Below are 26990 nucleotides of genomic sequence, written 5' to 3'. Positions count from 1 at the left end.
GCCCGGTCGGCCCTCAGCCGATGGCGGCGGGATCGCTGCGGCCGGAGCCGGGCCGAGGTCTTCGGCCAGGACGTGGCGCGCCGGAGCGGGCCGAGGCCGTGGTGGGGGGGTGTTGCCGGACGGGCCGGCCATGCCCGATGACCCTGGTGGCATCCGAGCGCTGCCTACGCCGCTCGATCGGCGCGGCCAGGCCGGGCACGCGCTTGCGCTGATCGAGCGGCCGCCAAGGTGGCGGAGGAGCGCCGCAAGGTCAACTCGCCGAGGAGGACCTGCCGGCGCCGATGATTCCCGTGAGGGCGGCGCGCACATCATGGAGTTCGGCGATCTGGTCGTCGATGCGCTGTCGTTCCCGCTCGAATTCGGCGACGAGGTCGTCGCATCCGGGCGCGAGGAACTCGCCGTCATCGACCATGCAGGGCAGGATCTCTCTGACCATGTCGGTGTTGAGACCTGCCGCGAGCAGGATCCGGACACGGCGGACCGTCTCGGCGTGCTCATCGGTGTAGACGCGGTAACCGGCGGCGGTCCGTTCGGGACGCAGCAGGCCCTTCTCCTCGTAGTAACGCAACGCGCGGGTGCTCACCCCGGCGCGGTCCGCGAGCGCACCGATCTGCACGCCTCGCCCCCTCCCGAGCTTGACCTTCACGTCAACGTCAACCTCTAGCGTACGGGCACGGCCGGGACGCCGACGTCCCCCGAACGACGGGAGAACACGACAATGGGTCAGGAGACCTCGCCACCGCCGGTGACGGTGATCGGTCTGGGGCCGATGGGACGCGCCTTGGCCGCGGCGTTCCTTGCCGCCGGGCACCCGACCACGGTGTGGAATCGGACCGCGGGCAAAGCCGGCGAGCTGATCGCCGGCGGCGCGACCTGGGCGGACGGCCCGCTGGCCGCGCTCGGTGCGAGTGACGTCGCCATCGTCTGCGTCATCGACGCGGACGCCGTCGACGTCATCCTCGACCGGGCACTCACCGAATCAGGCCGGCACGGGCTGCCGGCCACCACGCTGGTGAACCTCACCTCCGAAGGACCGCGGCGTACCCGCGAGCTGGCCACCCGGGCGGAGCGGCTCGGCGTGGCCTATCTCGACGGCTCGATCATGACTCCGGCGGCGGCCATCGGCACTGAGGCGACCCGCATCCTCTACAGCGGACCGGCCGATCTCTTCGGCCGGCACCGCGAGACGCTGGCGGCACTGGGCGGTACGGCGGTCCATCTCGGCGCCGACCCGGGGAGGGCGGCGAGCTTCGACGTCGCCCTGCTGAACCTGTTCTGGAGCTCGATCACCGGTTTGATGCACTCCTTCGCTCTCGCGGCGCGGCAGCACGTACCGGCCACCGCGCTGGCGCCGCACGCCCAGCAGATGGCGCAGCTTGTCGCCGACCTGCTTCCCGGGCTCGCAAGCGAGATCGACGCCGGCGGCTTCTCGGGGGAGGCGTCGTCCTCGCTGACCTCGATCGCCGCGAGCCTGGACCACATCGTCCACGCGCTTGAGGAGGCCGAGGTCCCCTCGGCCGTCACCCGAGCGGCCAAGGAGGTCGTCGATGCCGCGGTGTCAGCCGGCCACGGAGCCGACTCCCCGACCCGCCTCGCCGAGTTCCTCGGTCGCGACCGCGCGGGCGGACGTCCGCCGGCCCAGGACACCGGCCGTACGGCAGTCGGCCAGGCACCGAGCGCCGGAGACCGGGTGCCGTAAGGAGATACCGGCCGCTTCCGAGGGTGATGCGTGCTCCCGTGAACGAGTCGTTTCTGCGAACGCGGAACGTGATCGTGCTCGGCTAGCATGAAGGCATGCTTTGACGCCTGCCCGGAAGCCGGGCACCCCCGTGATCTCCTTCGTACCCCGAGCGAACCCGGAACCCACGAAGGAGATATCCCGCTATGAGCACGTCGATCCCCATCGAAGTCCCCGACGCGTTCGCCGCGTCATACGGCGAGGACGACGCGTCCGGCCGTGCCTGGATCGCCGGGCTGCCGGGGCTGGCCGCGGACTTCCTGGACCGCTGGACCCTGCGGCCGGACGGTCCCGCACGACATGGCATGGCCTCGCTCGTGCTCCCGGTGACCCGCGCGGATGACACGCCCGCAGTGCTGAAGTTCCAGCAGGTCAGGGATGACAACGCCGGCGCCGCGCTCGGTCTGCGGGCGTGGGACGGCAACGGCGTGGTGCACCTTCTCGACCACGACCCGGACACCGGCACCATGATGCTGGAACGGCTGGACGCGGCCCGGCCGCTGTCGTCGATGGCGGATGACGCCGCCGCCATGCAGATCCTCGCCGAGCTGATGGCGCGCCTGGTCGCGGTGCCCGCCCCACAGGGCCTGCGGCACCTGGCCGACATCGCCGCCGCCATGCTCGACCAGGCGCCACACGCCGTACCGGCGTTGCGCGATCCGGCCGAGCGCCGGCTGGTGCGCACCTGCGCGTCCGCCGTGGCCGAACTGATCGGCGAACCCGGCGACCGCCTCCTGCACTGGGATCTGCACTACGACAACATCCTCGCCGGGCAACGGGAACCATGGCTGGCCATCGACCCCGAACCGCTGGCCGGCGACCCCGGATTCGACCTGTGGCCGGCGCTGGACAGCCGCTGGGAGGAGGCGGTGGTGGCGACCGGTGACGTGACACGCACGGTGCTCCGCCGCTTCGACCAGCTGACCGAGGTGCTCGGCCTGGACCGGCAGCGGGCGACCGGCTGGACACTCGGCCGCATCCTGCAGAACGCGTTGTGGGACATCGAGGACGGCAAGGCCACGCTGGAACCGGCCCAGGTCGCCCTCGGCATCACCCTGCTCCGCCGCAGGACGTCCACGCCGTAGCCGACCCGGCCACCGGTGATGCCGCCGGCCACCGGTGCGCAGGAACCGGTCGTCCAGACGCTTGACCGGCTCCTGCGCACCGAGGACGCGCATCCGGACGGCCGCCAGTTCGCGAGCGAGCGTGCCGGGTTCGTCACGTCACGCCCCCGCCCGGAGGGGTGAGCCGGACCGCCGTCAGGAGAGAGGCCGGGGCCGCGGCGGTCAGGGGGCGCGGCGCAGGGGCGGGCGGCGGGCCCAGGTGGCCCAGCGCCAGAGCCATTCCAGCGGGCCCTGGCGGTAGCGGCGCAGCCAGAGCGTGGACACCAGCCACTGGGGGACGAGGACGGCTCCCGCGATCAGGAGCACCGTCGCCGATGACCAGCCCTCCGGCGAGCCGCCGATGACGCGGGCGGCGACCAGGACGAGGATCGTGGCGGACAGGTAGTTGGTCAGCGCCATCCGGCCCAGCGGCGCGAAGACCTTCTGCAGCGCCGGCCGGAGCGGCGTCTTGAGCAGGAGCAGCAGGGCGCACACGTAGACGCCCGCGACCAGCAATCCCGCGAGGGCGAACCAGACGCTGAAGGCCGCCTCGCCAGGCTGTGTCCCGATCTGCAGCCACAGGGCGGGCACCGCCCCCGCCGCGAAGACCAGGACCAGTGCGGCCGGAACGCGGACGGAACGCTCCATCCGGTCGATCACGCCGTACCGGGTCAGCGCCGAGCCCAGCAGGAACAGCCCGGGGACCAGTGGCACGCCGTTGCTGCCGAGGATCAGCGGCGTCGCGATGAGGACGGCGGCGAGCACCGCGACGACCCGGCGCGGCAACCAGGTCGAGGGCAGCAGCACCACCAGGCCGACGACGGCGTAGATGGTCAGGATGTCGCCCCGCCACAGCAGGAACATGTGAGCCAGGCCCAGGGCGAGCAGGATGAGGAGCCGGCGCAGCAGGAGCATCCGCGGGCGCGGGACGTGGCGGCTCGCGGAGTCCAGCAGCAGCGAGAACCCGACGCCGAACAGGAGGGAGAAGATCGGGAAGAAACGCTGGTCGACGAGCAGCCCCAGCCAGGCGCCGTCCTGACCGGCCGCTGCAGCCCCGGTGACCGGCACGGTGCCGCCCAGGTAGGAGATCGGCTTGATGTTGGCGAGCAGGATTCCACACAGGGCGAACCCGCGCAGCACGTCGAGCGCGGCGACACGCGGCCGGCCGGCGGAAGTCGTCGTGGGTCGCCCCAGCCCCGCGGCTCGCGGCGCCGGGGGGAGCGTTTCATGTGACATGGGACCTCATCCTGCGGACTCCGGCCCGCCCCCACATCGGCGGAAAGCAGGGAACGGGACAGTACTTTCGGCCGGTACCAGGCCGGTGGATCCCTCTTTCCCGGCCTGGACGCCGGGCCGGCTCAAGGTGACGGCCGGCGTCGGGTCCTCCAGCAGCGCGCCGGTCTCCGGTCGTGAGCTGGACAACCCTTTTCCTTACGGCCACCGCATGCGTGCCGCCCCACGCGTTGATGACCTGTGTCTACCGTTCCGGTTCGGCCTTGACGCCGTACGTGGCGAGTTCTAACTTGCGCATAAGGAAAACCTATTCCTAGCTTTGAGAAGCCCCACGGGCGAGTCCCAGCCAGTCATGTGGCCCTGCCGTACCCCGCAGTGGCCCTGGTGCGGGACGGCCGTCGCCCGTTTCTCCCAGCGCCACCCCCCTCCGCGGGGCATCGAGATCCGAGGTCACAGCCATGAAGAGGTCACAGCCATGAAACGGACGGTCATCCCCTTAGCCCTCCTCACCGCCCTCGCCGTCGTCCCGGTCGGCGCGCCGGCCGCGCAGGCGGCGCCCGCCGCCCAGGTCGTCGACATGTTCGGCAGGACCGTCAACGGTTACGGCGTCAAGCTGGTCGACTGGGAGGGGTACCTCGCCAATCCCTACGTCGAGCTGACCGTGCGGCCGCCGCAGGACGTGCCGTTCCCGGTCACGATCGACCTCAAGGCCGAGGGCACCTCCCGGCTGATGATGGACCTGCCCAGCCAGCTCACCGCGACCGGCGCGACCAAGCGCCTGACCTTCACCGGCGCCTCCGACCAGAAGACCTTCAAACTGGCGATCCACTCCAAGCGGGGCCCCGGCGCCGACGAGCAGCACACGCTGAGACTCACCGTCAGGCCGGCGGACAACGCCGTCTACGAGCAGACCCTGCCGATCCGGGTCCAGCAGGATCAGAAGACCGCGATCGAGCCCACGATCCCGATCACCTTCGACTACCGCTACGACAACATCACCGGATACTTCTCCGACCCGGCGTTCCGGACCGCCTCGGAGGAGGCCGTCAAGGACTGGTTCAGGTTCTTCGAAGGGGCGCCGTTCGACACCGTGGCCGCCGGGGCCGAGAACAACCATCTCCCCGGCAACGACTGGCAGAACACCGTGAACGTCACCAACAACGCCGCCTACAACGGCATGTGGGTGTACTTCCGCGGGATCCAGACCCCGTACTCCACCGGCTATCCCGCGGCCAACGGCAAGTACCACACCAGGAGCGGCCAGCAGGTGCCGGGCCCGCTCCACCGCTCCACCGCGATGATCTTCGAGTACGACGAGGCGGGAAAGCGGATCTTCACCTCCCTCGCCGACGAGGACTGGTACAAGACCGAGATCCAGGGCTCGGTGCTGGACGTCCACGGCCTGGTCATGCACGAGTACGGCCATGCCGTCGCCTTCCACAGCGACTGGGCCGGGATGCGGAACTACGTCGCCACGAACGGGGCGAACGATCAGGACGTCATCGCCTACCAGGGCCGCGCCGTGCCACTGGACGGCAGCTACCACATCCCGGGCGACCAGCCGAACTGGGACCGCCTCAGCGGGCAGAGCGGCGGATGGAACCACCTGTTCCCCACCCGCAGGTGGATGCTGACCAAGCTCGCCCTGCTGGTCGCGGAGAACGCGGGCTGGAAGGTGAACCGCGACCTCACCCCGTTCCTCAAGCCCGCGATCCTCACCACCGCCCTGCCGGCCGCCAACCCGGGCCAGGCCTACCAGCAGACGCTGACGGCCGAAGGCGGCGTCCCCTTCTACGACTGGCGCATCACGGGTGGCGCCCTGCCGGCGGGGCTCAGCCTCGACAGGTTCACCGGCACGCTCAGCGGGACCACGACCGCCGCCCCCGGAACCTACTCCTTCACCGTCCAGTTGCGTGACTACGACAGCCTGAGCACCCCGGTGACCAGGACCTTCCAGCTCAACGTCGGCGGCGGCGCACCGCCGAACCTGGCATCCGCCGCGACCCCCTCGGCCTCGTACACCTCGCCGTGGGAGAGCGTCGCGGCGCTGAACGACGGCATCGACCCGCCGTCCTCGAACGACACCGTCAACCCGCGGTGGGGGACCTGGCCGCAGACCGGCGCCCAGTGGGCCGAGCTGACCTGGCCGTCGGCGCAGACGATCGGCTCCGCCGACGTCTACATCTTCGACGACGGGCAGGGGGTGCGCGTCCCCGCCTCGTGGCGGCTCCAGTACTGGAACGGCAGCGCGTACGCCGATCTCCCCGGCACCTACCCGGTGGCGCTCGGCCGGTACAACAGGGTGACGTTCGCGCAGGTGAACACGACCCGGCTCCGGGTCGTGCTGCAGAGCGGCCAGGGCTCCGTCGGACTGCTGGAAGTCAAGGCGTACGGCTCCTGAGCGACCGGGCGGGGCCCGCCGGGCTCCCTGCGCGGGCATTCCGGGCGCGCCGCCGCCGTCCGCCATGTCACGGACGGCGGCGCGATCCGGTGAGCCGGGTTGCGCCGCCGTCCGGATGAAAGACTCACGATCGCGGAAAACCTTTCCCACATAACCGGATCTGCACCCGAGCGCTCGCTCGGGTGTTTCCGCAGAACATCGCCCGGATGGCCATGGAAGGCCAGACCTGGCAGGGTCACCGCCCCACATTCACTGGCCGGTCCATGTTGCGCCCAGGTACCGAAAACCTTTTATATAAGTTTCAGTCGCTATTCAACTCACGAAGGAGACGATCACGGCGGGCGTCACACCGGCGCCTGCAGGCACCAGGTAACCGAACAAGGAGCACCCCCATGAGACGACGATGGGTGACCGCCCTCGCCGGCGCCCTCCTGCTCGTTGCGGCCACGGCCGGGCCCGCGCCCGCCGCGGCGCCGATCACCACCGCCATCTACACCGCCGACCCCGCCGCGCTGGTCGTCGGGGACACCCTCCACCTCTACACCGGCCACGACGAGGCGCCCACCGGCGGCACCAACTTCGTCATGCGCGACTGGCACGCGTTCACCTCGACGGACGCGACGACCTTCACCGACCGGGGCGCCAAGCTCTCCGTGCAGGCGTTCTCCTGGGCGGGCGCGGACGCCTGGGCGGCGGAGGTCGAACCCCGCGGCGGCAAGTACTACTGGTACGCCTCGGTCAACGGCAACGGCGCGGGCTGGATGGACATCGGCGTCGCGGTCGCCGACAACCCGCTCGGCCCGTTCACCGACGCCAAGGGCGGCCCGCTGATCAGCGACAGCACCCCGAACTCCTCCCCGCTCAACATCGACCCCACGGTCTTCACCGACGACGACGGCCAGGTCTACATGTACTGGGGCTCCTACTACGGCCTGCGCGCCGCCCGGCTCAACCCGGACATGACCTCGATCAACGGGTCGGTGATCACCCCGAGCGGCGTGTCGAACTTCTGGGAGGCGCCCTGGATGTTCAAACGCAACGGCACCTACTACCTGGCCTACGCCGCCAACGACTCGGCCTGCTCGGCGCCCGGCTACGCGTGCATCCGCTACGCCACCGCGAGCAACCCGCTCGGCCCCTGGACGCACCGCGGCGTGGTGATGGACCAGGTCTCCTCGACCACCAACCACCCGTCGATCATCGAGTTCAAGGGCCAGTGGTACATGGTCTACCACAACGCCGCGTCCCCGGGCGGCGGCAACTTCCGGCGCTCGGTGACGATGGACAAGCTCTACTGGAACGCCGACGGGACCATGCAGAAGGTCGTGCAGACCACCGGCCCCGCCGGTCCGGCCAACCTGGCGCTCAGCGCCACGCCGTCCACCTCCTACGTCTCACCCTGGGAGACCCTCGGCGCCGTCAAGGACGGCCACACCCCGGCGAGCTCGGCCGACCACGGCAACGGCGCCTACGGCAACTGGGACCACCAGGGCACCGAGTGGATCGAGTACCGGTGGCCCTCGGCGCAGAACATCGGCAAGATCGAGACCTACTGGTTCGACGACAACCTCGGCATCGACCTGCCCGCCTCCTGCCAGGTCCAGTACTGGAACGGCAGCGCCTACGTCAACGTGCCCGGGCAGTCGGCCTGCGGCGTGGCGGCGAACACCTTCAACCTCACCTCCTTCACCCCGGTCAGCACGACCAGGCTGCGGCTGAGCATCACCTCCAAACCCGGCTATTCCACCGGCGTCCTTGAATGGAGGGCCCTCTCATGAGGCGCGTCGTGCTCGCAGTGCTGCTGGTCCTCATGGGCCTCGCGGTACCGGCCCATGCCGACCAGACGATCGGATTCCCCGCCTTCGGCGGCCCCGCGATCCCCGCCGCGCCCGGGTCCTACACCACGGGCGACATGATGCGGTCCATCTACGACGCCGAGAGTTCGGGCACCGACTTCTGGATGGACCGGCTGCTGGCCCGCCCCGGCAACGACCCGGCCGGCAGCTGGCTCATGTCCAGGGGCCGGGCGCTGTTCATGAAGACCCACACGCCCGGCACGCTCGGCTTCGGCGGGCAGGTGGCGTACTGGGAGAGCATCAGCAACGCCAGCGCCTACACCGTCGCGATCACCCCGGGCACCTTCACCGAGCAGGTGAACTCCCGCTGGCAGGCGCCCAGCCACTGGCGGAGCGTGCACACCAGCGGCTCGGTCACGGTCGGCCAGACGAAGTTCATCACCGACAACAACGTCGCGGTGACCAACCTGTCGATCACCAACAACGGCTCCGCCGCCACGACGCTGCAACTGCGGGCGACCTCGCCGTACGCGACCTCCGGCAGCGGCAGCCAGCTGACCGGGCAGGTCAACGCCTACAACAACCTGACCACGATCTACCCGCGGCTCACCGGCGACGGCTTCACCGTCTCCTCCGGCGGCCTCAACCGGTCGGTGACCGTCGCCGCCGGAGCGACCGTGACGGCCAAGGTCGTGATGGGCTTCGTCACGAACGAGATCCCGCAGTCGCTGACGGACTACAACGCCTACGCGGGCTACTCGAACGCGACCGCGTTCGCGACCCACGTGCGGGCCTACAACCTGTGGTGGGCGCAGAACGTCCCCTACATCGACGTGCCCGAGCCCGCGATCAAGAAGAACATCTACTACCGCTGGTGGCTGATGCGGTTCAACCACCTCGACGCCGACATCCCCGGGCAGACCTTCCAGTTCCCGACCTCCACCGAGGGGGTGCTGGGCTACAACAACGCCATCGCCCTCACCCAGCCCATGCACATCGACGACCTCAAGTATCTGCGCGACCCGACCTACGCCTACGGCGACTGGCTCAGCGTCGGCCAGACCTCCAAGAACGGCCGGTTCCTCGACAACCCCGGCGACCCGGAGAACTGGTCCAACAGCTACACGCAGTACATCGGCGAGGCGGCCTGGAAGAGCTACCAGATCCACGGCGGCCAGCCGGGCATCGCCGCCAACCTGGCCCGCTACGCCGAACAGGACGTCAAGGGCCAGCTCGCCCACTACGACCACGACGGCAACAAACTCATCGAGTACGACTGGGGCGCCCTGACCGGCAACGACGCCGACGCCGTCTCCTTCCACTGGAAGAACGGCAACATGGACCGCGCCGAGTCGGCCTACCAGTACAGCGGCGCGCTCGCCGCCGCCCAGGCGTACGAGGCGATCGGCAACACGGCCAAGGCCACCGAGATGCGCACCCTCGCCACCCAGATCCAGAACGCCATCGTCGGCGTGCTGTGGAACCCCAACCGGCGGCTCTTCGAGCACCGGCTGAAGTCGACCAACGAGTGGGTGCCCTGGAAGGAGATCAACAACTACTACCCGTTCGCGGTCGGCGCCGTCCCCAACACCGCCACCTACCGGGAGGCGCTGCGCCTGTTCACCGACCCGGCGCAGTACCCGATCTTCCCCTTCTACACGGCCAACCAGGTGGACAAGGCCGCCGCGGCGGCGGCGGGGAACCCCGGCTCGAACAACTTCTCCACCATCAACTCCACCGTGCAGTTCCGGCTCTACTCCTCGGTGCTGCGCAACTACCCCAACTCCTGGATGAACGCGACCGACTACAAGAAGCTGCTGTACTGGAACGCCTGGGCGCAGTACGTCGGCGGCAACACCCAGTGGCCCGACGCCAACGAGTTCTGGGCCGACTGGAACGGCTCGTCGATCGCCTACCGCTCCTGGATCCACCACAACATCCTGGGCAGCGGCAACTGGACCGTCATCGAGGACGTCGCCGGGCTGCGCCCCCGCAACGACGCCAAGGTCGAACTCTCGCCGATCAACATCGGCTGGACCCACTTCACCGTCAACAACCTGCGCTACCGCGGCGCCGACCTGACCATCGTCTGGGACGACCCGGCCGACGGGATCACGCGCTACCCGGGCGTGCCCCAGGGCTACTCCATCTACGTCAACGGCAGCCGGGCCGCGACCGTCTCCACGCTGGTGCCGTTCACCTGGGATCCGGCCACCGGCGCGGTCACCACCGGCGGCACCGTCACCCACAACACCGCCGTCGCGGGGCTGAAGTCCCCGGCCCAGGTGGTGCAGAACAGCCCCCGGATGGTGGACATGCTCGCGAAGGCCGGCGTCGACCTGACGGCCGACCTGACCAACCTCGCCGCGGGTGCGACCACGTCGGCCTCCACCACCGCCTCCGGCTCCACGCTCGCGAGCGCGGTCGACGGTTTCCCGACCAACGAACCGTTCTGGGGCGGCACCGCCACCGCCGGTCAGGACTGGTACGAGGTGAACTTCGGCACCGCCCGGACGCTCGACGAGGTGCGCCTGCACTTCAAGGACAGCCGCCCGGCCAGCGCCACCTACCGTGCGCCCTCGTCGTACACCATCCAGCAGTACGACGGCAGCGCCTGGGTGAACGTGCCCGGGCAGGCCAAGAACCCGTCCTCGCCGCAGGCGAACCTCAACGTGGTGCGGTTCCCCGCGATCAACGCGCAGCGGGTCCGGGTGCTGGCCACCGGCGCCTCCGGAGCCAGGACCGGTCTCACCGAGGTCAAGATCTACAACCGGGGCGGGGTGCAGCCGCCGGCCAACCTGGCGTTGTCGGCGACCCCTTCGGCGTCCTACACCTCGGCCTGGGAGAGCGTCGCCGCGCTCAACGACGGCATCGCGCCGCCGTCCTCCAACGACACCGTGAACCCGCGCTGGGGCTGCTGGCCGGAGACCGGCCAGCAGTGGGCCGAGCTGACCTGGTCCTCGGCGCGGAGCCTGAACAAGGCCGAGGTGTACTTCTTCGACGACGAGGAGGGCATCGACATGCCCGCCTCCTGGAAGCTGCAGTACTGGAACGGCAGCGCCTACGCCGACGTGCCCGGCGCGAGCTCGTACCCGGTGGCGAAGAACCAGTTCAACACGGTCACGTTCACCGGCGTGAGCACCACCCGGCTGCGGGTGGCGCTCACCGCCACCGGGACCGCTTCGGTCGGGCTCCTGGAGGTCCGGGCGTACGGCCCCTGAGCACCGGCCCCGCAGCTGAATGTTAGCGCTAACAGGACGCCTCGGAGACACCCCCGTCCGAGGCGTCCCGGGGGAGCACCCCCACCTCACCCGCGGCCCTCACGGCCGCCCGAACCCCCTTGGAGACCTCCGAATGAGACGACGAACGAGACTGCGGTGGGCGGCGATCGCCCCGCTGCTGCTCCTCAGCCTGATCTTCTCGCCCACCTCGCAGGCGCTGGCGGCGCCGGGAGACACCAACCTGGCCCGCACCGCGACCGCGACCGCGTCCTACACCTCGGCCTGGGAGAGCGTCGCCGCGCTCAACGACGGCATCGACCCGCCGTCCTCCAACGACGCCCAGAACCCCCGCTGGGGCACCTGGCCCAACACCGGCCAGCAGTGGGCGCTGCTGACCTGGCCGCAGGCGCAGACCCTCACCTCGGCGGAGATCTACTTCTTCGACGACGGCGGCGGCGTGCGCGTCCCCGCCTCCTGGAAACTGCAGCAGTGGAACGGCAGCGCCTACACCGACATCCCCGGCACCTACCCGCGGGCGCTCAACGCCTACAACACGGTCACCTTCCCCGCGGTGACCACCACCCGGCTCCGCGTCCTGCTGGAGAGCGGCCAGGGCTCCGTCGGCCTGCTGGAGGTCAAGGCCCTCGGCCAGGGCGGGCAGCAGAGCGGCTGGAACCCGCCCGCCAACCTGACCACCCCGCTGAACCAGGTGTGGCAGCACGTCGAGAGCACCTACCCCAACCTGTACGGCTTCCGCAACTACGGCTGGGACCAGGTGATGGCCAACCGCGGCAGCATCAACTACTGCGTCCGCTGGGACTCCAACGCACCCGTGTCGGCCGCGCTGCGCGACCAGATCCACACCGCCCTGACCCGCCAGTTCAAGAAGTGGATGGACGTCATGGCGGGCCACAACGGCTGGCCGTACCAGAACGTGCCGCTCAAGGTGGTCGGCTGGGCCGTGCGCGACCGGGCCACGCTGCAGTGGAGCGACAACTCCGTCGACGTCTACGTCAACGACATCCGGGAGAACGCGCCGCAGTGCGCCGAGCGATGCGGCCGGTTCTTCAACCAGAACGGCAACTACCCCAACTGCCCCGGCGGAGTGGCGCGCCACTACGACATGTCGCTGTGGCTCACCGCCGGGATGGGCGGCGGAGCCGGCGGCGACTGGGGGCAGCGCCTCGGCAGCGAATACTTCGTGAACTCCATCAACGCCGACAACATCCACATCCTGCTCCATGAGATCGGGCACAGCTTCGGCCTGGACGACTTCTACGACTGGACCCCCACCGGCGTCGGCGGGTTCCTCATGAAGGCCGGCAGCGCGTCCCAGATCACCGACTTCGACGCCTGGATGCTGCGCGACTGGTGGCGGCACCTGAAGAGTCGTTACGGCCTCTGAGATCCCGGGGTCACCGCCCCGCCCCCGGCGGTGACCCCGCCCGACCCCCGGCATCATCTGAAACGGGCGCCCCGGCCACGGGGCGCCCGTTTCGGCCTGGACCTCCTATAGCCGCGGCGAGCCGCCACTCCGACGAGTTCAGCGCAGCACTCGTGTGATTCACGAAAAGACCTTCTCCTGCACCCAGTTCGTGTCCCTGCCGCAGGTCTCAATGACGATCGTTCCATTCCACCCACCACATCAAGGCCCTCTGCTCCCGAGTGCCTCCCCAGCCCCAAGTAGGTGCCACAGGATGGCCACCGACCGCGAGTGGGGGTGGCATCGGCGATGCCACCCCCACTTGGTTCGTGGTCAGATGCAGTTGGTGACGCCCCACCCGGTCGTGTCAACGGGCGGGAACCGGGACGGGGAGGTCACCCACTCCCCGTAAAAACTTCCACCCCCTGGGACGGTTTGGCATCGGCCGGTGTAGGTGTAGGTGCCGTCGAAGGCGACGGCGTAGCTGATCACGGTGACTGTCGCGGGGGTGCTCGCGCAGTTGCGGTACTGCACGGTGATCGTCGTGCCGTTGCCGCCCGGCTGCGAGACCGTGGTCCAGCAAGCGGGGGCCGCTAACGCAGACCGCTCCGTGCTCGTCACGCTCTTGACCTGGTCCGGCGAAGGAGGTGTCGTCGCAGCGGTGGCGCTGCCCATGGGGGTGAGGAGTCCGAGGCCGGCGAGGGAGAGCCCTGCCAGGGCCATTCTGGTGCGGCGTGCCATGAAGCGACCTCCTGGATCCAGCGCTGCACTATAGTTGTGCGCGCACTACAAGGGACGCAATCACGTCAACACACAGCGGTCAACCATTGTGCAGCAAGTTTGTTAATGATTCACAATAGTGAAGCAAGGATGAATGGGCGGATGGCGTCGCCAGCAAACGGCCGAAAGAGCTTCGCCGACAAGCTGAACCTTCTCTTCGAGACGGTCCAGCCGCGAGACACGCACAGGGAGTACACCAACAGCGAGGTCGCCGCCGCGACGGACATCTCGGCCAGCTACATCGGCTACCTCCGCAAGGGCGTCCGGGACAACCCGTCGGTGGAGACGATCCAAGCCCTGGCGCGCTTCTTCGAGGTGCGTCCCAGCTACTTCGTCGATGAGGATGTCGACGAAGAGCACGCCGCCGCCGCCGAGGCGCAGCTGAGGCTGGTGCAAGCGCTGAACGATCCGGGGATCAAGCGCCTGGCCATGCGCGCCATGGAGGCCGATCTGTCTCCTGCCGCCCTCGACGCGATCACCGCCATGATCGATCAGGTGCGCCAGTTGGAGGAATCGGTCGCGCCGAAGCGGCCCCGCAAGCGTGATCGGGGCCCGGGCCAGGCTTGACCGGTCGCGATCTTCGGTCAAAACTGATGGTGTGGCGTCGGGGGAGCTCATGTTCGCTGTTCGAGGGCGTCGGCAGATCGGCGCGTTATGCCGTCAGTCTGAGGCGCTGCTCGACTCGATGGGCTTACCGAGAACCTTCACGATCCCCGAACTGTGCCAGCGGGTCGAGGAACGCCGCGACCGCTCGATCCACCTCATCGCCCGGGAACTCCCGGTGTCCGCTCCACACGGGCTCTGGATCGCCGGCGACCACGCCGACTACGTCTTCTTCGACAGCTCCGCCGGACCGATCCGGCAGCACCAGATCATCGCCCACGAACTCGGCCACATACTCTTCGACGACGACACGGCCGCCACGGACGTCCGCGAACTCCTGGCGATGCTGAGCCCGGAGATGGACCACTCGACAGTACGGAAGATCCAGCAGCGCAACGGCTACGCCGAGCCGGCCGAGCTGCGGGCGGAGTTGTTCGGCACGGTGACGGTGCAGCGCACGCAGACCTGGTCATCGTTGTCCTGGAGCCGGCCGGCCACGCCCGAGCAGCTCGCCCGGCTGATCGAGACGCTGGAAGGCAGCGCAGGCCGGCTGTGACGCCGCTTCAGATGGCACAGCTCGCCGTGGCGCTCGCCTGCTGGGCGATGACCGCGATCAAGATCGTGCATCTGACGCGCCAGCCGGACAATCTGCCCCTGGGCTACATGTGCCTCACCCAGACGGCGATCACGCTGGCGTTGACCGTTCAGGCGATCGCCCCGGAACTCGACCGGACGCTGGGAGTCCTCGGCCTGAGCCGGGCCCTGGGAAACTGTCTCACGCTGATCGCAGGCGCGGCGGGGCACGCACTGTTCATCCTTCTCACCGCGCAGGATGAGCCCGCGCTCCGGCAGGTTCGCCGCGACCTGACGCTATCGGCGGCCTCCGTCGCCGCCGTCATGGCCTTGTTCCCGCTGACGCCGGCGCCGTACGACCTCGCCGATCAGTACGTGCGCAGCACCGCGTACTACACTGCGACCCCCACACCGGCAGAGGCCCCGCACTCCGTTCTCTACCTGATCTGCCTCGGCTGGTGGATGGTGCACCTCGCGGTCGCCGCCACCCGCTATGCCCGGATCGTTGCCCGCCCGCTCCTGGCCGTCGGCACCCGGCTGATCGCTGGGGGCGTACTCGTCGGTCTGGCCTACATCGCGGCCAAACTGGCGGCGATGATCGCCGCGAGCGCGGGAACGTCCACCGTCGTGCTCGACCAGGTCGTTCTCATGCTGTACGTCGTCGCGATCCTGGCGGTGCTCATCGGCGGCACCGTGCCCGCCTGGGGACCGAGGATCGGCGTGGACCGCCTGCTCGACAGCCTCCTCGCACGCCGCGACTGCCGCCGTCTCAGACCGCTCTGGCAGATCGTGTACGACGTGGTGCCGCAGATCGCGCTGCGGCCCCGCCCGGTCCAACCCGGGCTACGGCGCATCCGGCTGGCCGTTGAGATCCTGGATGGCTACGTCCTGCTCAGCCCGTGGATGTCCGCGCGCACCGAGCAGAAGGTACGCCGGCACGCCGAAGGAAGGCGCGACCCGGAGGCCGTCATCGCCGCCAAGATGCTCACGCTCGCCATCGCCCGCAAACGCGCGGGCCGGCCGCCGGTGGACGACCCTGTCGCGATCCGGAGTTTCGTCGAGCCGCAAGAGCACACGGACGCCGCAGCTCAGGTCCAGTGGCTGGCCAGGATCGCACGCGCGATGCGCAGGCACTCGGTCATATCACCTGCCAGGTGAGAACGGCTTCGACCTGCCGGTGACCTTCGGAGCATGATGGCGGGGTCCTTCTGTCCGACAGTTGGCGGCAGCGGCCGCCGGACACGCGTTGAGGCATGACCGGAACAGGCTCGGCCTGGCCCGGCGGAGGCTCCTGGGCCGACATAACGGTAGATACCAAGCATTCCGGCCTGCGAAAACACGGACCGTCTCGACCACGCGCCCGCGGGCTGGGCTCCGCTCGCCTGCTTCCGCGAGGCTTCCCGGCCCGTGCCCGACCTCGTCAGGGCCGCGTTACGCCCACTCGCGGGGAAAGGGCGGCGCTCCCGCCTCGTCCGATGTGCGCTACGTCTCATCCGCGGGCCGTTACACCGGATGCGCGGCTGGTGTCTTAATCCCGAGTCCATAACACGAGGGAGACATGATGAACGGGAACGTCGAGGTAGTCGTGGTCGGCGGCGGGTACGGGGGCGTGATGGCGGCCAATCGCCTGGCTCGGCGCGATGGCGTGTCGGTGACCCTGGTCAATCGACGTCCCGGCTTCGTCGAGCGGATCCGCCTGCACCAGCTCGTGACCGGCTCCGATGACGCGGTCGAGGGCTTCGGCGAGGTTCTGGGCGGGAACGTCCGGCTGGTGGTCGACGCCGCGACCCGGATCGACGCTGCCGAGCGCCGGGTGTCGCTGGCGAGCGGCGGCACGGTCTCATACGACTACCTCATCTACGCGGTGGGCAGCGGCGCCGCCGATCCCGGCGTGCCCGGAGCGGCAGAGTTCGCTCATTCGCTGTCGGACCTCGAGAGGGCGGAACGACTGCGGTCGGCGCTGGCCGCGACGCCCGCGACGGCTCCGGTGACCGTGGTCGGAGCCGGCCCGACCGGCATAGAGACCGCCGCCGAGCTGGCGGAACTGGGCCGCAATGTCACCCTGGTCTGCGGCAACGTGCTCGGCCCCTACCTGCATGCCCGGGGCCGCCACCCGGTCGCCCGCCGGCTCGCCGAGCTGGGTGTGACCGTCCTTGAAGGTCCCCGCGCGCGGGTGACGGAAGTGACACGCGACGCCGTACAGCTCGACGACGGCCGCGAACTGCCCAGCGCGGTGACGATCTGGACCGCGGGATTCCGGGTCCCGGACCTGGCCGCCCGCAGCGGGCTGCGCACCGACACCGAAGGCCGCCTGCGCACCGACGCGACGCTGACCAGTGTGGACGACGTGCGCATCGTCGCTGCCGGGGACGCGGCGGCGATGACGGACCGGCCATTCCGGATGAGCTGCCAGGCCGCCGTGCAACTGGGTGCGGGGGCCGCGGCCACAATCCTGCGCCGGATCGCGGGGAAAACACCCGCTCCCGTCCGGTTGATGTTCGCCGGGCAGTGCATCAGCCTCGGTCGGAACGCGGGCGTCACCCAGTTCTCCTACCTGGACGACAGGGTGAACGCGCTCCACATCAGCGGGCGGCTCGGTGCCAAGGTCAAGGAGTTCGCCTGCCGGTTCCCCCTCGATCAGTTGGCGTCCGGGGCACGTAAGGCCAGTTCCCGCGCATCCCACGGCGACAGCACCGCTCGCCGGGAAACGCCTCAGCCGGAACATCGCACGACGCCGCCCAACACCCGAGGCGCGGCCTAGCCGCCAAGTCCCCTTCTACGGCCGGACCGATCGGTCCGGTCCGAGAAGGACCGAGCCGGAGTGACAAGCACACAACGCCGCGGCCTCGTATGCCGCGGCCGGGCGCCGGGGCGCCATGCCCACCAGCCCGCCCACCTCACATGGCCAGAGCAGTGTTCGGACCGGGTACATATCCACGGCCTGCTTCCGGCATGTGGGGCCGACCGCGAGAGAGTGAAGAGCACGACATGAACGACCACCTCACCGACCCCGCGACCGAGGCCTTCGTCGCCCACCGCGACCTGCTGTTCACCGTCGCCTACGAGATGCTCGGCTCGGCGGCGGACGCCGAGGACGTCCTCCAGGAGGCCTGGCTACGGTGGGTCAAGGTCGACCTGGCGCACGTACAGGACCAGCGCGCCTACCTGGTGCGGATCACGACCCGGCAAGCACTCAACCGGCTGCGCACCCTCAAACGGCGCAAGGAGGCATACGTCGGCCCCTGGCTGCCCGAGCCCCTGCTCACCGCGCCGGACGTGGCCGAGGACGTCGAGCTGTCGGAGAACCTGTCGCTGGCGCTCATGTTCATCCTCGAAACCCTCTCACCGACCGAACGCGCCGTCTTCGTGCTGCGCGAGGTCTTCGACATCGGCCACGACGACATCGCGGCCGCAATCGGCAGGAGCCCCGCCGCCGTACGCCAGCTCGCCTACCGCGCCCGCCGGCACGTCGACGCCCGCCGTCCGCGCACACCGGCTTCCCCGGAAGAAGCCCGGGCAGCGTTGGATTCGTTCCAGACCGCGCTCGTGACCGGGGACCTGCAGGGGCTGCTCGACGTACTCGCCCCGGACGTTGTCTTCGTCAGCGACGGCGGCGGCCTCAGGCTGGCGGCCCTGCGGCCGGTCGTCGGCGCCGACAAGGTGCTCAGTTACATGGCCGGCAGTGTCGACAAGGCCGGCGGCACCTTCACCAGCGAGCCCATGACGGTCAACGGCAACCCCGGACTCATCCTGCGTCTGGACGGCGTGATCGACGGCGTTCTGGCCCTGCGCGTGGAGAACGCCCGCGTCACCGGCCTCTACTACGTCCGCAACCCCGAAAAACTCACCCGCGTTGAGTCCGAAACCCCCCTCACCTCCCGCTGACCGTCCCCCCGTCTCCGCCGGGGGACTCACCCAACTATGGAGTTCCGCGATGACCACTACCGACTCCGCCCACGAACGGAAAGGCCGACCCGCGCCCCTCGGTGCCGTCAGGACAGGCTCGGACACCACTGCCACCGGCACCCACGGCGGGCTACCGCGCCGGTCGGGGCTCGACGGTTGGAGAGTGATCACCTGGGTACTGACGGTTGCCGCGCTCGCGGTGGCCCTGATAGCACCGCTTTCAGGGTCGGCTCCCTACATGGTCGTTCTGCTGCTGTCGATTCCGCTGGCGATCATGTACGGCGTGCGTCGCTACGGTGCGAAGGCGCTGCTGCTCTTCTTCGCCGTGACCTTCGTGGTGAGCAACTTCTTCGAGAATCTCAGCATTTCCACGGGCTTCCCCTTCGGCCACTATCACTACACCGGTAGCCCGAAGCTGATCGATGTGCCGATCTTCATCGGCCCCGTCTACTTCGGCTTGGGCTACCTGTGCTGGCAGGTGGCCAACGTCCTGCTCGACGAGGCGGACACCCGGCTTTCCTGGCGGGCGGGCACCGGGCACCGCGTCAACGTAGTCGCCCTGCCCATGACCGCAGCGGCCATCATGACGATGTTCGACCTCGGCAGCGACTCGATCGCCTCGACTGTCAACCACTTGTGGATCTGGGAGCGGAGTGGCGGCGTGTTCGGCGTCCCCTACACCAACTACCTCGGCTGGTGGCTGGTCACCTACCTGTTCTTCCAGGTCTTCGCCCTTTACCTGGCCCGCCGCCAGGCACCTGTGCGAAGCACCGGGCTCGAACCGTCGCTGCAGTCGGTTCTCGTCTACGCAGGGCTCGGGCTCAGCACCATTCCCTATTTCGCGGCCGCCTCGGGCGAGGACATCACGGATGCGACCGGAACAGTCTGGAACGCGCACGCGCTCAACGAGACGATGATGACCATCAACCTGTTCACCGTGGTCTTCGTGGCGTTCCTCGCCTTGGTCAAGTTGGCACGCCACGACACCACCGGTAACGCGATCCCCAGTCGTGACACCCTCTCAAGGCAGTAGGTCGGGTCGGCCGCAGCTCCCGGATGTCCCGCCAGACCCTGTGCGCGTACGGCTCCGGCCACCTGGGGAATAGGTTTTCTCGCTGGACTAGCATGGGCGGGAGGCAGGACCGCGACGGCGGGACGGCGGGGGCGACCCGGGCCGGCCCGCACCGCTCGCCGGGACCCACGGGGAAGGAACGGGTTGTCTGAGCAGGCGCGAGCCGTCACGATCCGCGAGGTGGCCGCCGCCGCCGGGGTGTCCATCGGCACGGCCTCCAAGGCGCTCAACGGGCGGGGCAAGCTACGGGAGGAGACGCGGGCACGGGTCATGTCCGCGGCCGAGCGGCTCGGATTCCGGCCCAACACGCTGGCGCAGGGCCTCCTGGCCGGGCGCACCTACACCGTGGGCCTGGTCACGTGCGACAGCTTCGGCCGGTTCAGCATCCCCGTCATGCTCGGCGTGGAGGACGCGCTGGGCGCGGGCCAGATCTCCGTCTTCATGTGCGACACCCGTGATGACCCCATCCGCGAGCAGCACCACGTCGAGCGGCTGCTGGCCCGCCGCGTCGAGGGGATCATCGTCACCGGCCGCCGCACCGAGCCGAGGCCCGGCATCGGCACCGGCCTGCCCGTGCCCGTCGTCTACGCCATGACCCAGTCGACCGACGAGTCCGACTTCTCCGTCATCCCCGACGACCTCGGCGGGGGCGCGCTGGCCGTACGGCACCTGCTGGCCACCGGGCGCACCCGCATCGGTCACGTCACCGGCCCGCGGCGTTTCGAGGCGGCCAGGCGGCGGGCGGAGGGCGCGGCGGGCGCGCTGGCGGACGCGGGGCTGCCGGCCGCGGGGGAGGTGCTGTTCGGCGAGTGGAGCGAGGAGTGGGGCCGCCAGGGCGCGGACATCCTGCTGAGGGCGCAACCGGGCGTCGACGCGATCTTCTGCGGCAGCGACCAGATCGCCCGCGGGGTCTCCGAGACCCTGCGGGAACGCGGCAGGCGGATCCCCGACGATGTGGCGCTGGTGGGCTTCGACAACTGGGAGCCGCTGGCGATGGGCTGCCGGCCGCCGCTCACCACGGTCGACATGAACCTCGGCGAGATCGGGCGGGTCGCCGCCGGGCACCTGCTCCAGGCCATCGGCGGCGCGCCGCGGGCGAGCGGAGTGCTCACCGTCCCGTGCCGCCTCATACCGCGCGAGTCCACCCGCGGGAACCCCGCCGACCCGGCCGCCGCGTCAGGCGGGACCCCGTGACGCGGAGGAGTCGCGGATGACCAGGCGGCACGGCAGGCGGTGCACTCCGGGCGTGGCCCTGCCGTCGATGGCGGCGAACAGGTGCTGTGCGGCGGTCCGGCCGAGCGTCTCCAGGTTCATGTCGACCGTGGTCAGCGCGGGACGGGTCTCGGTGGAGAGCACCTCCCAGTTGTCGTAGCCCACGACCGCGATGTCGTCGGGCACCCGGCGGCCCCGCTCCCTGGCCGCCTCGACGAACCCGGCGGCGATCTGGTCGCTGCCGCAGAAGACCGCGTCGACCTCCGGGTCGGCCATCAGCAGCATCTCCGCGGCGTGCCGCCCCCACCGCTGCGACCAGGCGCCGGACAGGGTCTCGCCCGCCTGGGAGAGACCGGCGCCGGCCAGCGCGAGCCGCAGGCCCTCCGCCCTGTCCTGCGCGGCCTTGTAGTCGATGGGCCCGGTGATGTGCGCGATCCGGCGGCGGCCCATCGCGAGCAGGTGGCGGACGGCGAGCCCGGCGCCGGCCACGTCGTCGGGGACGAAGGACACGTCGCCGGGGTCCTCCGAGGCGCCGTAGGCGTACACCACGGGGATCGGCAGGTTCCGGCTGATCGAGGGGCGGGTGTTCGTGCTCTCGCCGACCACTATGAGGCCGTCGACCCGCCTTCCCAGCAGGGTCCGCACGTAGTGCTGCTCGCGGATCGCGTCGCCGCGCGCGTCGCAGAGCATCACGGCCATCTCGCCCGCGCCGAACGCGTCCTCCGCTCCCAGCAGCACGGGGATGCCGAACCTGCCCACGCTGTCGCTGGTGAGCAGCCCTACGGTGCGGGTCTGGCCGGACAGCAGGCCCTGGGCCAGCGCGTTGGGCTGGAAGGCGAGCTCCTCGGCGGCCGCGAGCACCCGGCGCCGGGTCTCGGCCCGCACGTTGTCCTTGCCGTTGATCGCCTTGGACGCGGTGGCGATCGACACGCCGGCCAGGGCGGCCACGTCGCTGATGGTCACCGCACGCGATCGCCTGCCGGCCATATAACGAAATCCTTTCACTTAGCTGTTCAGGCTGCTCGGCAGACTTTAACACGCGCAACCCCGTTGACAGCGGCGCTTGTTTCTTTTACGTTTCCGAAAACCTTTCAGTTCAGTTCGGCGCGTCGCGGGGGACGCCAGGAGGAGAGGGCCATGAGTCCACGTTCGCCCAGACGGCTGGTCGGTGCCGCCCTGCTCGGTGTGTTAACGCTCCCAATCATGGTCGCCTGCGGAGAGGAACCCAACCAGATCGGCCCCGTCACCGTCACCATGTGGACCCGCGCCGCGACGCAGGCCCAGAGCGAGCGGCTGGTGCAGGCGTACAACAAGAGCCACAAGAACCAGGTGAAACTCACCGTCATCCCGACGGACAACTACCAGCCGAGAATCGCCGCCGCGGCGGGCGCCAAGCAACTGCCCGACATCTTCGCCAGCGACGTCATCTTCGTGCCGAACTACACCTCGCAGGGCCTGTTCATGGACATCACCGACCGCGTCGCCGCGCTGCCGTACAAGGACAAGCTCGCGCCCTCGCACATGAAACTCGGCACCGCGCAGAACAAGTCGTACACGGTGCCGCACACCCTGGACCTGTCGGTCTGGTTCTGGAACAAGGACCTCTACCGCAAGGCCGGCCTCGACCCCGAGAAGGGACCCTCGACCCTGAAGGAGTTCGCCGAGCAGGCGACCACCGTCCAGCAGAAACTCGGCAAGGACGGCAAAGTCCACGGCACGTTCTTCGGCGGCAACTGCGGCGGCTGCTACGTGTTCACCTTCTGGCCCTCCGTCTGGGCCGCCGGCGCCCAGGTGATGAACGCCGAAGGCACCGCCTCCCTCAACGACCAGCCGGCGATGACGGACGTCTTCAAGATCTACCGCGACCTGTACGAGAACAAGGCGACCGGCCCCACCGCCAAGGAGGAGCAAGGCCCGACCTGGACCGGCTTCTTCCCCAAGGGCGAGATCGCCGTGATGCCGATGCCCTCCACCACCCTCGGCCTCATGCCGCCCGACATGAAGATCGGCGTCGCGCCGATCGCCGGACCCGACGGCGGCGAGTCCACCTTCGTCGGCGGCGACTCCGTCGGCATCTCCGCCACCACCGCCCAGCCCGACGCCGCCTGGGAGTTCCTGTCCTGGACCCTCTCCGACGAGGCACAGGTCGAGGTCATGGCCAAGAACAAGGACGTGCTCGCCCGCACCGACCTGTCCGGCAACAAGTACTCGGCGGAGGACCCGAGAGTGGTACTGATCAACTCACTGGTGGCCAAGGGGCAGACGCCGTACGCGCTGCGCTTCGGCCAGACCTTCAACGACCCCCAGGGCCCCTGGCTCCGCCTCGCCCGCGAGGCGGTGTTCGGCGACGCCGCCAAGGTCGCCCCGCTCAACGCCGAGATCACCAAGTCGCTGCAGCAATGACGCCGACGCCCACCCGGCCGGGACCGGTGGCGCGCCGCGGCGCACCACCGGCCCGGTGGCGCGCCCGGCACCTGCAGGGCTGGCTCTACGCGGCGCCCACCGCGGTGATCGTCGGAGTGCTCTTCGTCGTCCCGCTCGTGCTGGTCGTGTGGATGTCACTCAACCGCTGGCCGCTGCTGGGCCCCGCACAGCTCAACGCGCCCGACAACTACACCAAGATCGCCGACAATCCGCTGTTCCTCGACGCGGTCGCCTTCACCCTCAAGTACACCGCGATCATCACGATCCTGCTCTCCGTGGTGGCACTCGGACTCGCCCTCCTCGTCCAGGAACGCCGGCCCGGCGTCGCCTTCTTCCGCACCGCGTTCTTCCTGCCCGGCGCGGTCGGCTTCGCCGCCGCCGCGCTGCTCTTCTACGGCATGCTGAACAACGACTTCGGCCCCATCGACCCGCTGCTGCAAGCCATCGGCATCACCGACGAGCCGGTGAAATGGATCGGCACCCCCGACATGGCGCTGTTCTCCACGATCGCGCTCGTCCTGTGGCGGTTCGCCGGGTTCAACATGCTGATCCTCCTCACCGGCCTGCAGTCCATCCCGGTCGAGGTCTACGAGGCGGCCAGGACCGACGGCGCGTCACGCCTGCAGATCTTCAGGTCCATCACCCTGCCGCTGCTGCGCCCCACACTCGCCCTGATGCTCATCCTCAGCGTCACCGGCTCCCTCCTCGCCTTCGACCAGTTCTTCATCTTCACCAACGGCGGCCCGGACAACAGCACCGTCTCCATGGTCATGGTCGTCTACCGCGACGCGTTCTTCCGCTTCGACCTGGGCGGCGCCGCCGCGCTGTCGGTCGTCATGCTCGTCGCCCTGGTGGCGCTCAACATCGTGCAGATGCGGGTGCTGAGGAGGTCCAGATGAGGTACTACACCACCATGTCGGCGCTCGCCGTACTGTTCCTCTTCCCGCTGCTGTGGAGCGGCTGGTCCTCCCTCGAGGAACCCGGCGACTACCTGGAGATGGCCCGCTTCGGCGAAGGCGTCGGCACCTACCTCACCAACAGCGTCCTGGTCTCCGCCATGACCGTGGCCGGGACGCTGGTGGTCTCCGCCCTCGGCGGCTACGCCTTCGCCCGCTTCGACTTCCCCGGCAAGAACCTCCTCTTCCTCACCACGCTCGCCATCTTGATGGTGCCGTACGCGACCATCCTGCTCCCGCTCTACGTGCTGCTCGGCTACATCGGCCTGCAGAACTCCCTCGTCGGCCTCTCACTGGTCTTCGTCATGTTCCAGCTCCCGTTCGCGCTGTTCATGATGCGCAACGCCTTCGAGGCGATCCCCCGCGAACTGGAGGAGGCGGCACTCGTCGACGGCTGCGGCACCTTCCGCGCCTTCTCCCGCATCCTGCTGCACGCCGTCCGCCCGGCACTGATCACCGTCGGCCTGTTCGCCTTCCTCGCCTCCTGGAACGACTTCTTCGCCCCGCTCATCCTGCTCAACGACGGCGCGAAGTTCACCCTGCCGGTGGCCGTGGTCAGCATGACCCAGCGAACCTTCGGCGCCATCGACTACGGCATGCTCCAAGCCGGCGTCATGGTCACGGCGGTGCCCTGCCTCATCCTCTTCATCGTGCTGCAGCGCCACTACGTGCGCGGATTCATGTCAGGAGCTCTGCGTGGCTAACCCCGTCCTGCCCTCCTCCGGCGCACTGACCCCGCTCGGCCTCGACGCGGTACGGCTCGCACCCGGCTTCTGGGGCGACCGCGTCGCACTCAACCGCGACGTCACCATCGCCCACTGCCAGGAATGGATGGAGAAGGCCGGCTGGATCGGCAACTTCCGCGGCGGCGGCGTCCGGCAGGGCCGCGAGTTCAGCGACTCCGAGATCTACAAACTGCTCGAAGCCATGGCCTGGACCGACCACCCCGCCCTCCCCGAACTCGCCGGAACCGTCGCCGGCGCCCAGGAACCCGACGGCTACCTCAACACCCGCTGGAGCGGCGACCGCTACAGCGACCTCGAATGGGGCCACGAACTCTACTGCTACGGCCACCTCATCCAGGCCGGCGTCGCCCGCCTCCGCACCCACGGCGAAGACGAACTCACCCAGGTCGTACGGCGAGCCGCCGACCACGTCTGCGACCGCTTCATGGACACCACCGAAACCGACGGCCACCCCGAGATCGAGATGGCGCTCGTCGAACTCCACCGGGCCACCGGCGCCGAACGCTACCTGGAGATGGCCCGCCGCTTCGTCGAACGCCGCGGCCTGCCCGCCCTCGGCGACATCCCCTTCGGCCGCGCCTACTTCCAGGACGACATCCCCGCGCGGCGGGCCACCACGTTCCGCGGGCACGCCGTACGGGCGCTCTACCTCGCCTGCGGCGCCGTCGACGTCGCGATCGAGACCGGCGACACCGACCTGCTCGCCGCCGTCGAAGCCCAGTGGGAGCACACCGTCGCCCGCCGCACCCACCTGACCGGCGGGATGGGCTCACGCCACGCCGACGAGTCGTTCGGCGAGGACTACGAACTCTCACCCGACCGCGCCTACTCCGAGACCTGCGCGGGGATCGCCTCCATCATGCTGTCGCACCGGCTGCTGCTGGCCACCGGCGACGCCCGCTACGCCGACCTCGCCGAACGGACCATGTACAACGTCCTGGCCACCGGCGTCGCACTGGACGGCCGCTCGTTCTTCTACGCCAACCCGCTGCAGGTCCGCACCCCCGCCGAGCCGAGCGAGGGAATGAACCTCGGGCAGGGCGGCGGAGTCCGCTCACCCTGGTTCACGGTGTCCTGCTGCCCCAACAACATCGCCCGCACCCTCGGCTCCCTCGCCGCCCACGTCGCGACGTCCAGCCCGGACGGCGTCCAGATCCACCACCACATGGCGGGCGAGATCCGCGCCATGGGGCTCACCCTGCGAGTCGAGACGGACTACCCGTGGTCCGGCGACGTGACCGTCCGCGTGCTCCAGGGCGCATCCGGCCGCATCGCGCTCCGCGTCCCGCCGTGGGCGCGCGGCGCGTCCTTCTCCTACGGCCCGCACGACGCGGACGCCCGGCTGCAGCGGGTCTCGCGAGAGACGGCGCCCGGATACGCGGTCGCCGAGGGGGAGTGGCGGCCGGGTGACGAGCTCCGCCTGCACCTGCCGATGACCCCCCGGTGGACCCACCCCGACCACCGGATCGACGCGATCCGCGGCAGCGTCGCCGTCGAACGCGGCCCGCTCGTCTACTGCGCCGAGTCGGCCGCCGGCGACCCACCCCTCACCGGCGTCGCCGTCCACCTGGCCACGCCCGCCGAACACGCCCCGGACCCGGACTCGGCCGGGGACCGGGTCGTCGAACTCGAAGCCCAGGCGACACGAGCACCGTCCGCCGACACCGCCTGGCCCTACGGCCAGGACGCCCCGGACGCCGGGGCGGCGGGGGAGCAGCTGTCCCTGCGGCTGGTGCCCTACCACCGGCGGGGCAACCGCGGCCCCGCCACCATGCGCGTCTGGCTGCCCACCGCCGACTAGAT

21 protein-coding genes are annotated in these 26990 nt (G+C 69.7%); 17 read left to right on the top strand and 4 right to left on the bottom strand.

Going from position 1 to position 26990, the window contains the following annotated elements; genetic code table 11:
• Window positions 1-250 precede the first annotated feature (250 nt).
• On the bottom strand, window positions 251-616 hold the full coding sequence (locus tag MBA17_RS09825) for a MerR family transcriptional regulator (protein ID WP_238496002.1): 366 nt from the start codon (window positions 614-616) through the stop codon (window positions 251-253).
• A 102-nt stretch (window positions 617-718) separates the two neighbouring features.
• Between MBA17_RS09825 and MBA17_RS09820 the strand changes: the two genes are divergently transcribed.
• The gene (locus MBA17_RS09820) at window positions 719-1699 is read left to right on the top strand and encodes an NAD(P)-dependent oxidoreductase (RefSeq protein ID WP_238496001.1); all 981 of its coding nucleotides are present in this window, start codon (window positions 719-721) and stop codon (window positions 1697-1699) included.
• A gap of 185 nt (window positions 1700-1884) precedes the next feature.
• Window positions 1885-2823, top strand: a complete 939-nt coding sequence (locus MBA17_RS09815; RefSeq protein ID WP_238496000.1) for an aminoglycoside phosphotransferase family protein — start codon at window positions 1885-1887, stop codon at window positions 2821-2823.
• A 201-nt stretch (window positions 2824-3024) separates the two neighbouring features.
• On the opposite strand, the gene MBA17_RS09810 is transcribed toward MBA17_RS09815, so the two are convergent.
• Window positions 3025-4077, bottom strand: a complete 1053-nt coding sequence (locus MBA17_RS09810) for a DUF418 domain-containing protein (RefSeq protein WP_238495998.1) — start codon at window positions 4075-4077, stop codon at window positions 3025-3027.
• Window positions 4078-4549: 472 nt separating this feature from the next.
• Here MBA17_RS09810 and MBA17_RS09805 point away from each other — a divergent pair, with 472 nt between their 5' ends.
• The 4 genes from MBA17_RS09805 to MBA17_RS09790 all read left to right on the top strand — a co-directional run bounded on the left by MBA17_RS09805 (window position 4550) and on the right by MBA17_RS09790 (window position 12897).
• Window positions 4550-6475, top strand: a complete 1926-nt coding sequence (locus tag MBA17_RS09805) for an Ig domain-containing protein (RefSeq protein ID WP_238495997.1) — start codon at window positions 4550-4552, stop codon at window positions 6473-6475.
• Window positions 6476-6867: 392 nt separating this feature from the next.
• On the top strand, window positions 6868-8253 hold the full coding sequence (locus MBA17_RS09800; RefSeq protein ID WP_238495996.1) for a glycoside hydrolase family 43 protein: 1386 nt from the start codon (window positions 6868-6870) through the stop codon (window positions 8251-8253).
• Entirely contained in the window at window positions 8250-11492 is a 3243-nt protein-coding gene (locus tag MBA17_RS09795; protein WP_238495995.1) for a discoidin domain-containing protein, read from the top strand. The genes MBA17_RS09800 and MBA17_RS09795 overlap by 4 nt, the downstream gene beginning before the upstream one ends.
• Window positions 11493-11625: 133 nt before the next feature.
• A complete protein-coding gene (locus MBA17_RS09790; protein WP_238495994.1) occupies window positions 11626-12897 on the top strand; it encodes an immune inhibitor A in 1272 nt (423 codons plus the stop codon).
• Window positions 12898-13248: 351 nt separating this feature from the next.
• Here the strand turns inward: MBA17_RS09790 and MBA17_RS09785 are convergent, their stop codons facing one another.
• Window positions 13249-13656 (bottom strand): hypothetical protein, encoded by a 408-nt coding sequence (locus tag MBA17_RS09785; protein ID WP_238495993.1) that lies wholly within the window; start codon window positions 13654-13656, stop codon window positions 13249-13251.
• Between the two features lie 141 nt (window positions 13657-13797).
• Between MBA17_RS09785 and MBA17_RS09780 the strand changes: the two genes are divergently transcribed.
• From MBA17_RS09780 to MBA17_RS09750, 7 genes are all read left to right on the top strand, one after another.
• Window positions 13798-14262: a helix-turn-helix domain-containing protein gene (locus MBA17_RS09780; RefSeq protein WP_238495992.1), complete on the top strand. Its 465-nt coding sequence runs from the start codon at window positions 13798-13800 to the stop codon at window positions 14260-14262.
• A 118-nt stretch (window positions 14263-14380) separates the two neighbouring features.
• A complete protein-coding gene (locus tag MBA17_RS09775; RefSeq protein WP_238495991.1) occupies window positions 14381-14854 on the top strand; it encodes a hypothetical protein in 474 nt (157 codons plus the stop codon).
• A gap of 11 nt (window positions 14855-14865) precedes the next feature.
• Window positions 14866-16029, top strand: a complete 1164-nt coding sequence (locus MBA17_RS09770) for an MAB_1171c family putative transporter (RefSeq protein ID WP_238495990.1) — start codon at window positions 14866-14868, stop codon at window positions 16027-16029.
• A 403-nt stretch (window positions 16030-16432) separates the two neighbouring features.
• The gene (locus MBA17_RS09765; RefSeq protein WP_238495989.1) at window positions 16433-17632 is read left to right on the top strand and encodes an NAD(P)/FAD-dependent oxidoreductase; all 1200 of its coding nucleotides are present in this window, start codon (window positions 16433-16435) and stop codon (window positions 17630-17632) included.
• A 227-nt stretch (window positions 17633-17859) separates the two neighbouring features.
• Window positions 17860-18756, top strand: coding sequence for an RNA polymerase sigma-70 factor (locus MBA17_RS09760; RefSeq protein WP_238495988.1), 897 nt, complete (start codon window positions 17860-17862; stop codon window positions 18754-18756).
• A 184-nt stretch (window positions 18757-18940) separates the two neighbouring features.
• A complete protein-coding gene (locus MBA17_RS09755) occupies window positions 18941-19810 on the top strand; it encodes a carotenoid biosynthesis protein (RefSeq protein WP_238495987.1) in 870 nt (289 codons plus the stop codon).
• Between the two features lie 183 nt (window positions 19811-19993).
• Window positions 19994-21043: a LacI family DNA-binding transcriptional regulator gene (locus MBA17_RS09750; protein ID WP_238495985.1), complete on the top strand. Its 1050-nt coding sequence runs from the start codon at window positions 19994-19996 to the stop codon at window positions 21041-21043.
• On the opposite strand, the gene MBA17_RS09745 is transcribed toward MBA17_RS09750, so the two are convergent.
• Entirely contained in the window at window positions 21026-22048 is a 1023-nt protein-coding gene (locus tag MBA17_RS09745) for a LacI family DNA-binding transcriptional regulator (protein ID WP_238495984.1), read from the bottom strand. The genes MBA17_RS09750 and MBA17_RS09745 overlap by 18 nt on opposite strands.
• A gap of 150 nt (window positions 22049-22198) precedes the next feature.
• Here MBA17_RS09745 and MBA17_RS09740 point away from each other — a divergent pair, with 150 nt between their 5' ends.
• Genes MBA17_RS09740 through MBA17_RS09725 form a run of 4 tightly spaced genes read left to right on the top strand, consistent with a single transcriptional unit; the run spans window position 22199 to window position 26988 of the window.
• Window positions 22199-23464, top strand: a complete 1266-nt coding sequence (locus MBA17_RS09740; protein WP_238495982.1) for an ABC transporter substrate-binding protein — start codon at window positions 22199-22201, stop codon at window positions 23462-23464.
• A complete protein-coding gene (locus MBA17_RS09735; RefSeq protein ID WP_238495981.1) occupies window positions 23461-24384 on the top strand; it encodes a carbohydrate ABC transporter permease in 924 nt (307 codons plus the stop codon). Before MBA17_RS09740 ends, MBA17_RS09735 begins: the two co-directional genes overlap by 4 nt.
• Window positions 24381-25145 (top strand): carbohydrate ABC transporter permease, encoded by a 765-nt coding sequence (locus MBA17_RS09730; RefSeq protein WP_238495980.1) that lies wholly within the window; start codon window positions 24381-24383, stop codon window positions 25143-25145. The genes MBA17_RS09735 and MBA17_RS09730 overlap by 4 nt, the downstream gene beginning before the upstream one ends.
• The gene (locus MBA17_RS09725) at window positions 25138-26988 is read left to right on the top strand and encodes a glycoside hydrolase family 127 protein (RefSeq protein WP_238495979.1); all 1851 of its coding nucleotides are present in this window, start codon (window positions 25138-25140) and stop codon (window positions 26986-26988) included. Before MBA17_RS09730 ends, MBA17_RS09725 begins: the two co-directional genes overlap by 8 nt.
• Window positions 26989-26990: the final 2 nt, after the last annotated feature.

The sequence above is a fragment of the Dolomitihabitans soli genome, assembly GCF_022213955.1.
GTDB classification, from domain to species: domain Bacteria; phylum Actinomycetota; class Actinomycetes; order Streptosporangiales; family Streptosporangiaceae; genus Streptosporangium_A; species Streptosporangium_A soli.
Note: the sequence above shows the minus strand (reverse complement) of the source record. Positions and strands in the feature narration are given on the sequence as shown.

Excerpts from the sequence above, each read along its gene's own strand:
- MBA17_RS09820 (WP_238496001.1), top strand. The coding sequence starts at position 719 with ATGGGTCAGGAGACCTCGCCACCGCCGGTGACGGTGATCGGTCTGGGG.
- MBA17_RS09815 (WP_238496000.1), top strand. The coding sequence starts at position 1,885 with ATGAGCACGTCGATCCCCATCGAAGTCCCCGACGCGTTCGCCGCGTCA.
- MBA17_RS09810 (WP_238495998.1), bottom strand. The coding sequence starts at position 4,077 with ATGTCACATGAAACGCTCCCCCCGGCGCCGCGAGCCGCGGGGCTGGGG.
- MBA17_RS09805 (WP_238495997.1), top strand. The coding sequence starts at position 4,550 with ATGAAACGGACGGTCATCCCCTTAGCCCTCCTCACCGCCCTCGCCGTC.
- MBA17_RS09800 (WP_238495996.1), top strand. The coding sequence starts at position 6,868 with ATGAGACGACGATGGGTGACCGCCCTCGCCGGCGCCCTCCTGCTCGTT.
- MBA17_RS09795 (WP_238495995.1), top strand. The coding sequence starts at position 8,250 with ATGAGGCGCGTCGTGCTCGCAGTGCTGCTGGTCCTCATGGGCCTCGCG.
- MBA17_RS09790 (WP_238495994.1), top strand. The coding sequence starts at position 11,626 with ATGAGACGACGAACGAGACTGCGGTGGGCGGCGATCGCCCCGCTGCTG.
- MBA17_RS09785 (WP_238495993.1), bottom strand. The coding sequence starts at position 13,656 with ATGGCACGCCGCACCAGAATGGCCCTGGCAGGGCTCTCCCTCGCCGGC.
- MBA17_RS09780 (WP_238495992.1), top strand. The coding sequence starts at position 13,798 with ATGGCGTCGCCAGCAAACGGCCGAAAGAGCTTCGCCGACAAGCTGAAC.
- MBA17_RS09775 (WP_238495991.1), top strand. The coding sequence starts at position 14,381 with ATGGGCTTACCGAGAACCTTCACGATCCCCGAACTGTGCCAGCGGGTC.
- MBA17_RS09770 (WP_238495990.1), top strand. The coding sequence starts at position 14,866 with ATGGCACAGCTCGCCGTGGCGCTCGCCTGCTGGGCGATGACCGCGATC.
- MBA17_RS09765 (WP_238495989.1), top strand. The coding sequence starts at position 16,433 with ATGAACGGGAACGTCGAGGTAGTCGTGGTCGGCGGCGGGTACGGGGGC.
- MBA17_RS09760 (WP_238495988.1), top strand. The coding sequence starts at position 17,860 with ATGAACGACCACCTCACCGACCCCGCGACCGAGGCCTTCGTCGCCCAC.
- MBA17_RS09745 (WP_238495984.1), bottom strand. The coding sequence starts at position 22,048 with ATGGCCGGCAGGCGATCGCGTGCGGTGACCATCAGCGACGTGGCCGCC.
- MBA17_RS09740 (WP_238495982.1), top strand. The coding sequence starts at position 22,199 with ATGAGTCCACGTTCGCCCAGACGGCTGGTCGGTGCCGCCCTGCTCGGT.
- MBA17_RS09735 (WP_238495981.1), top strand. The coding sequence starts at position 23,461 with ATGACGCCGACGCCCACCCGGCCGGGACCGGTGGCGCGCCGCGGCGCA.
- MBA17_RS09730 (WP_238495980.1), top strand. The coding sequence starts at position 24,381 with ATGAGGTACTACACCACCATGTCGGCGCTCGCCGTACTGTTCCTCTTC.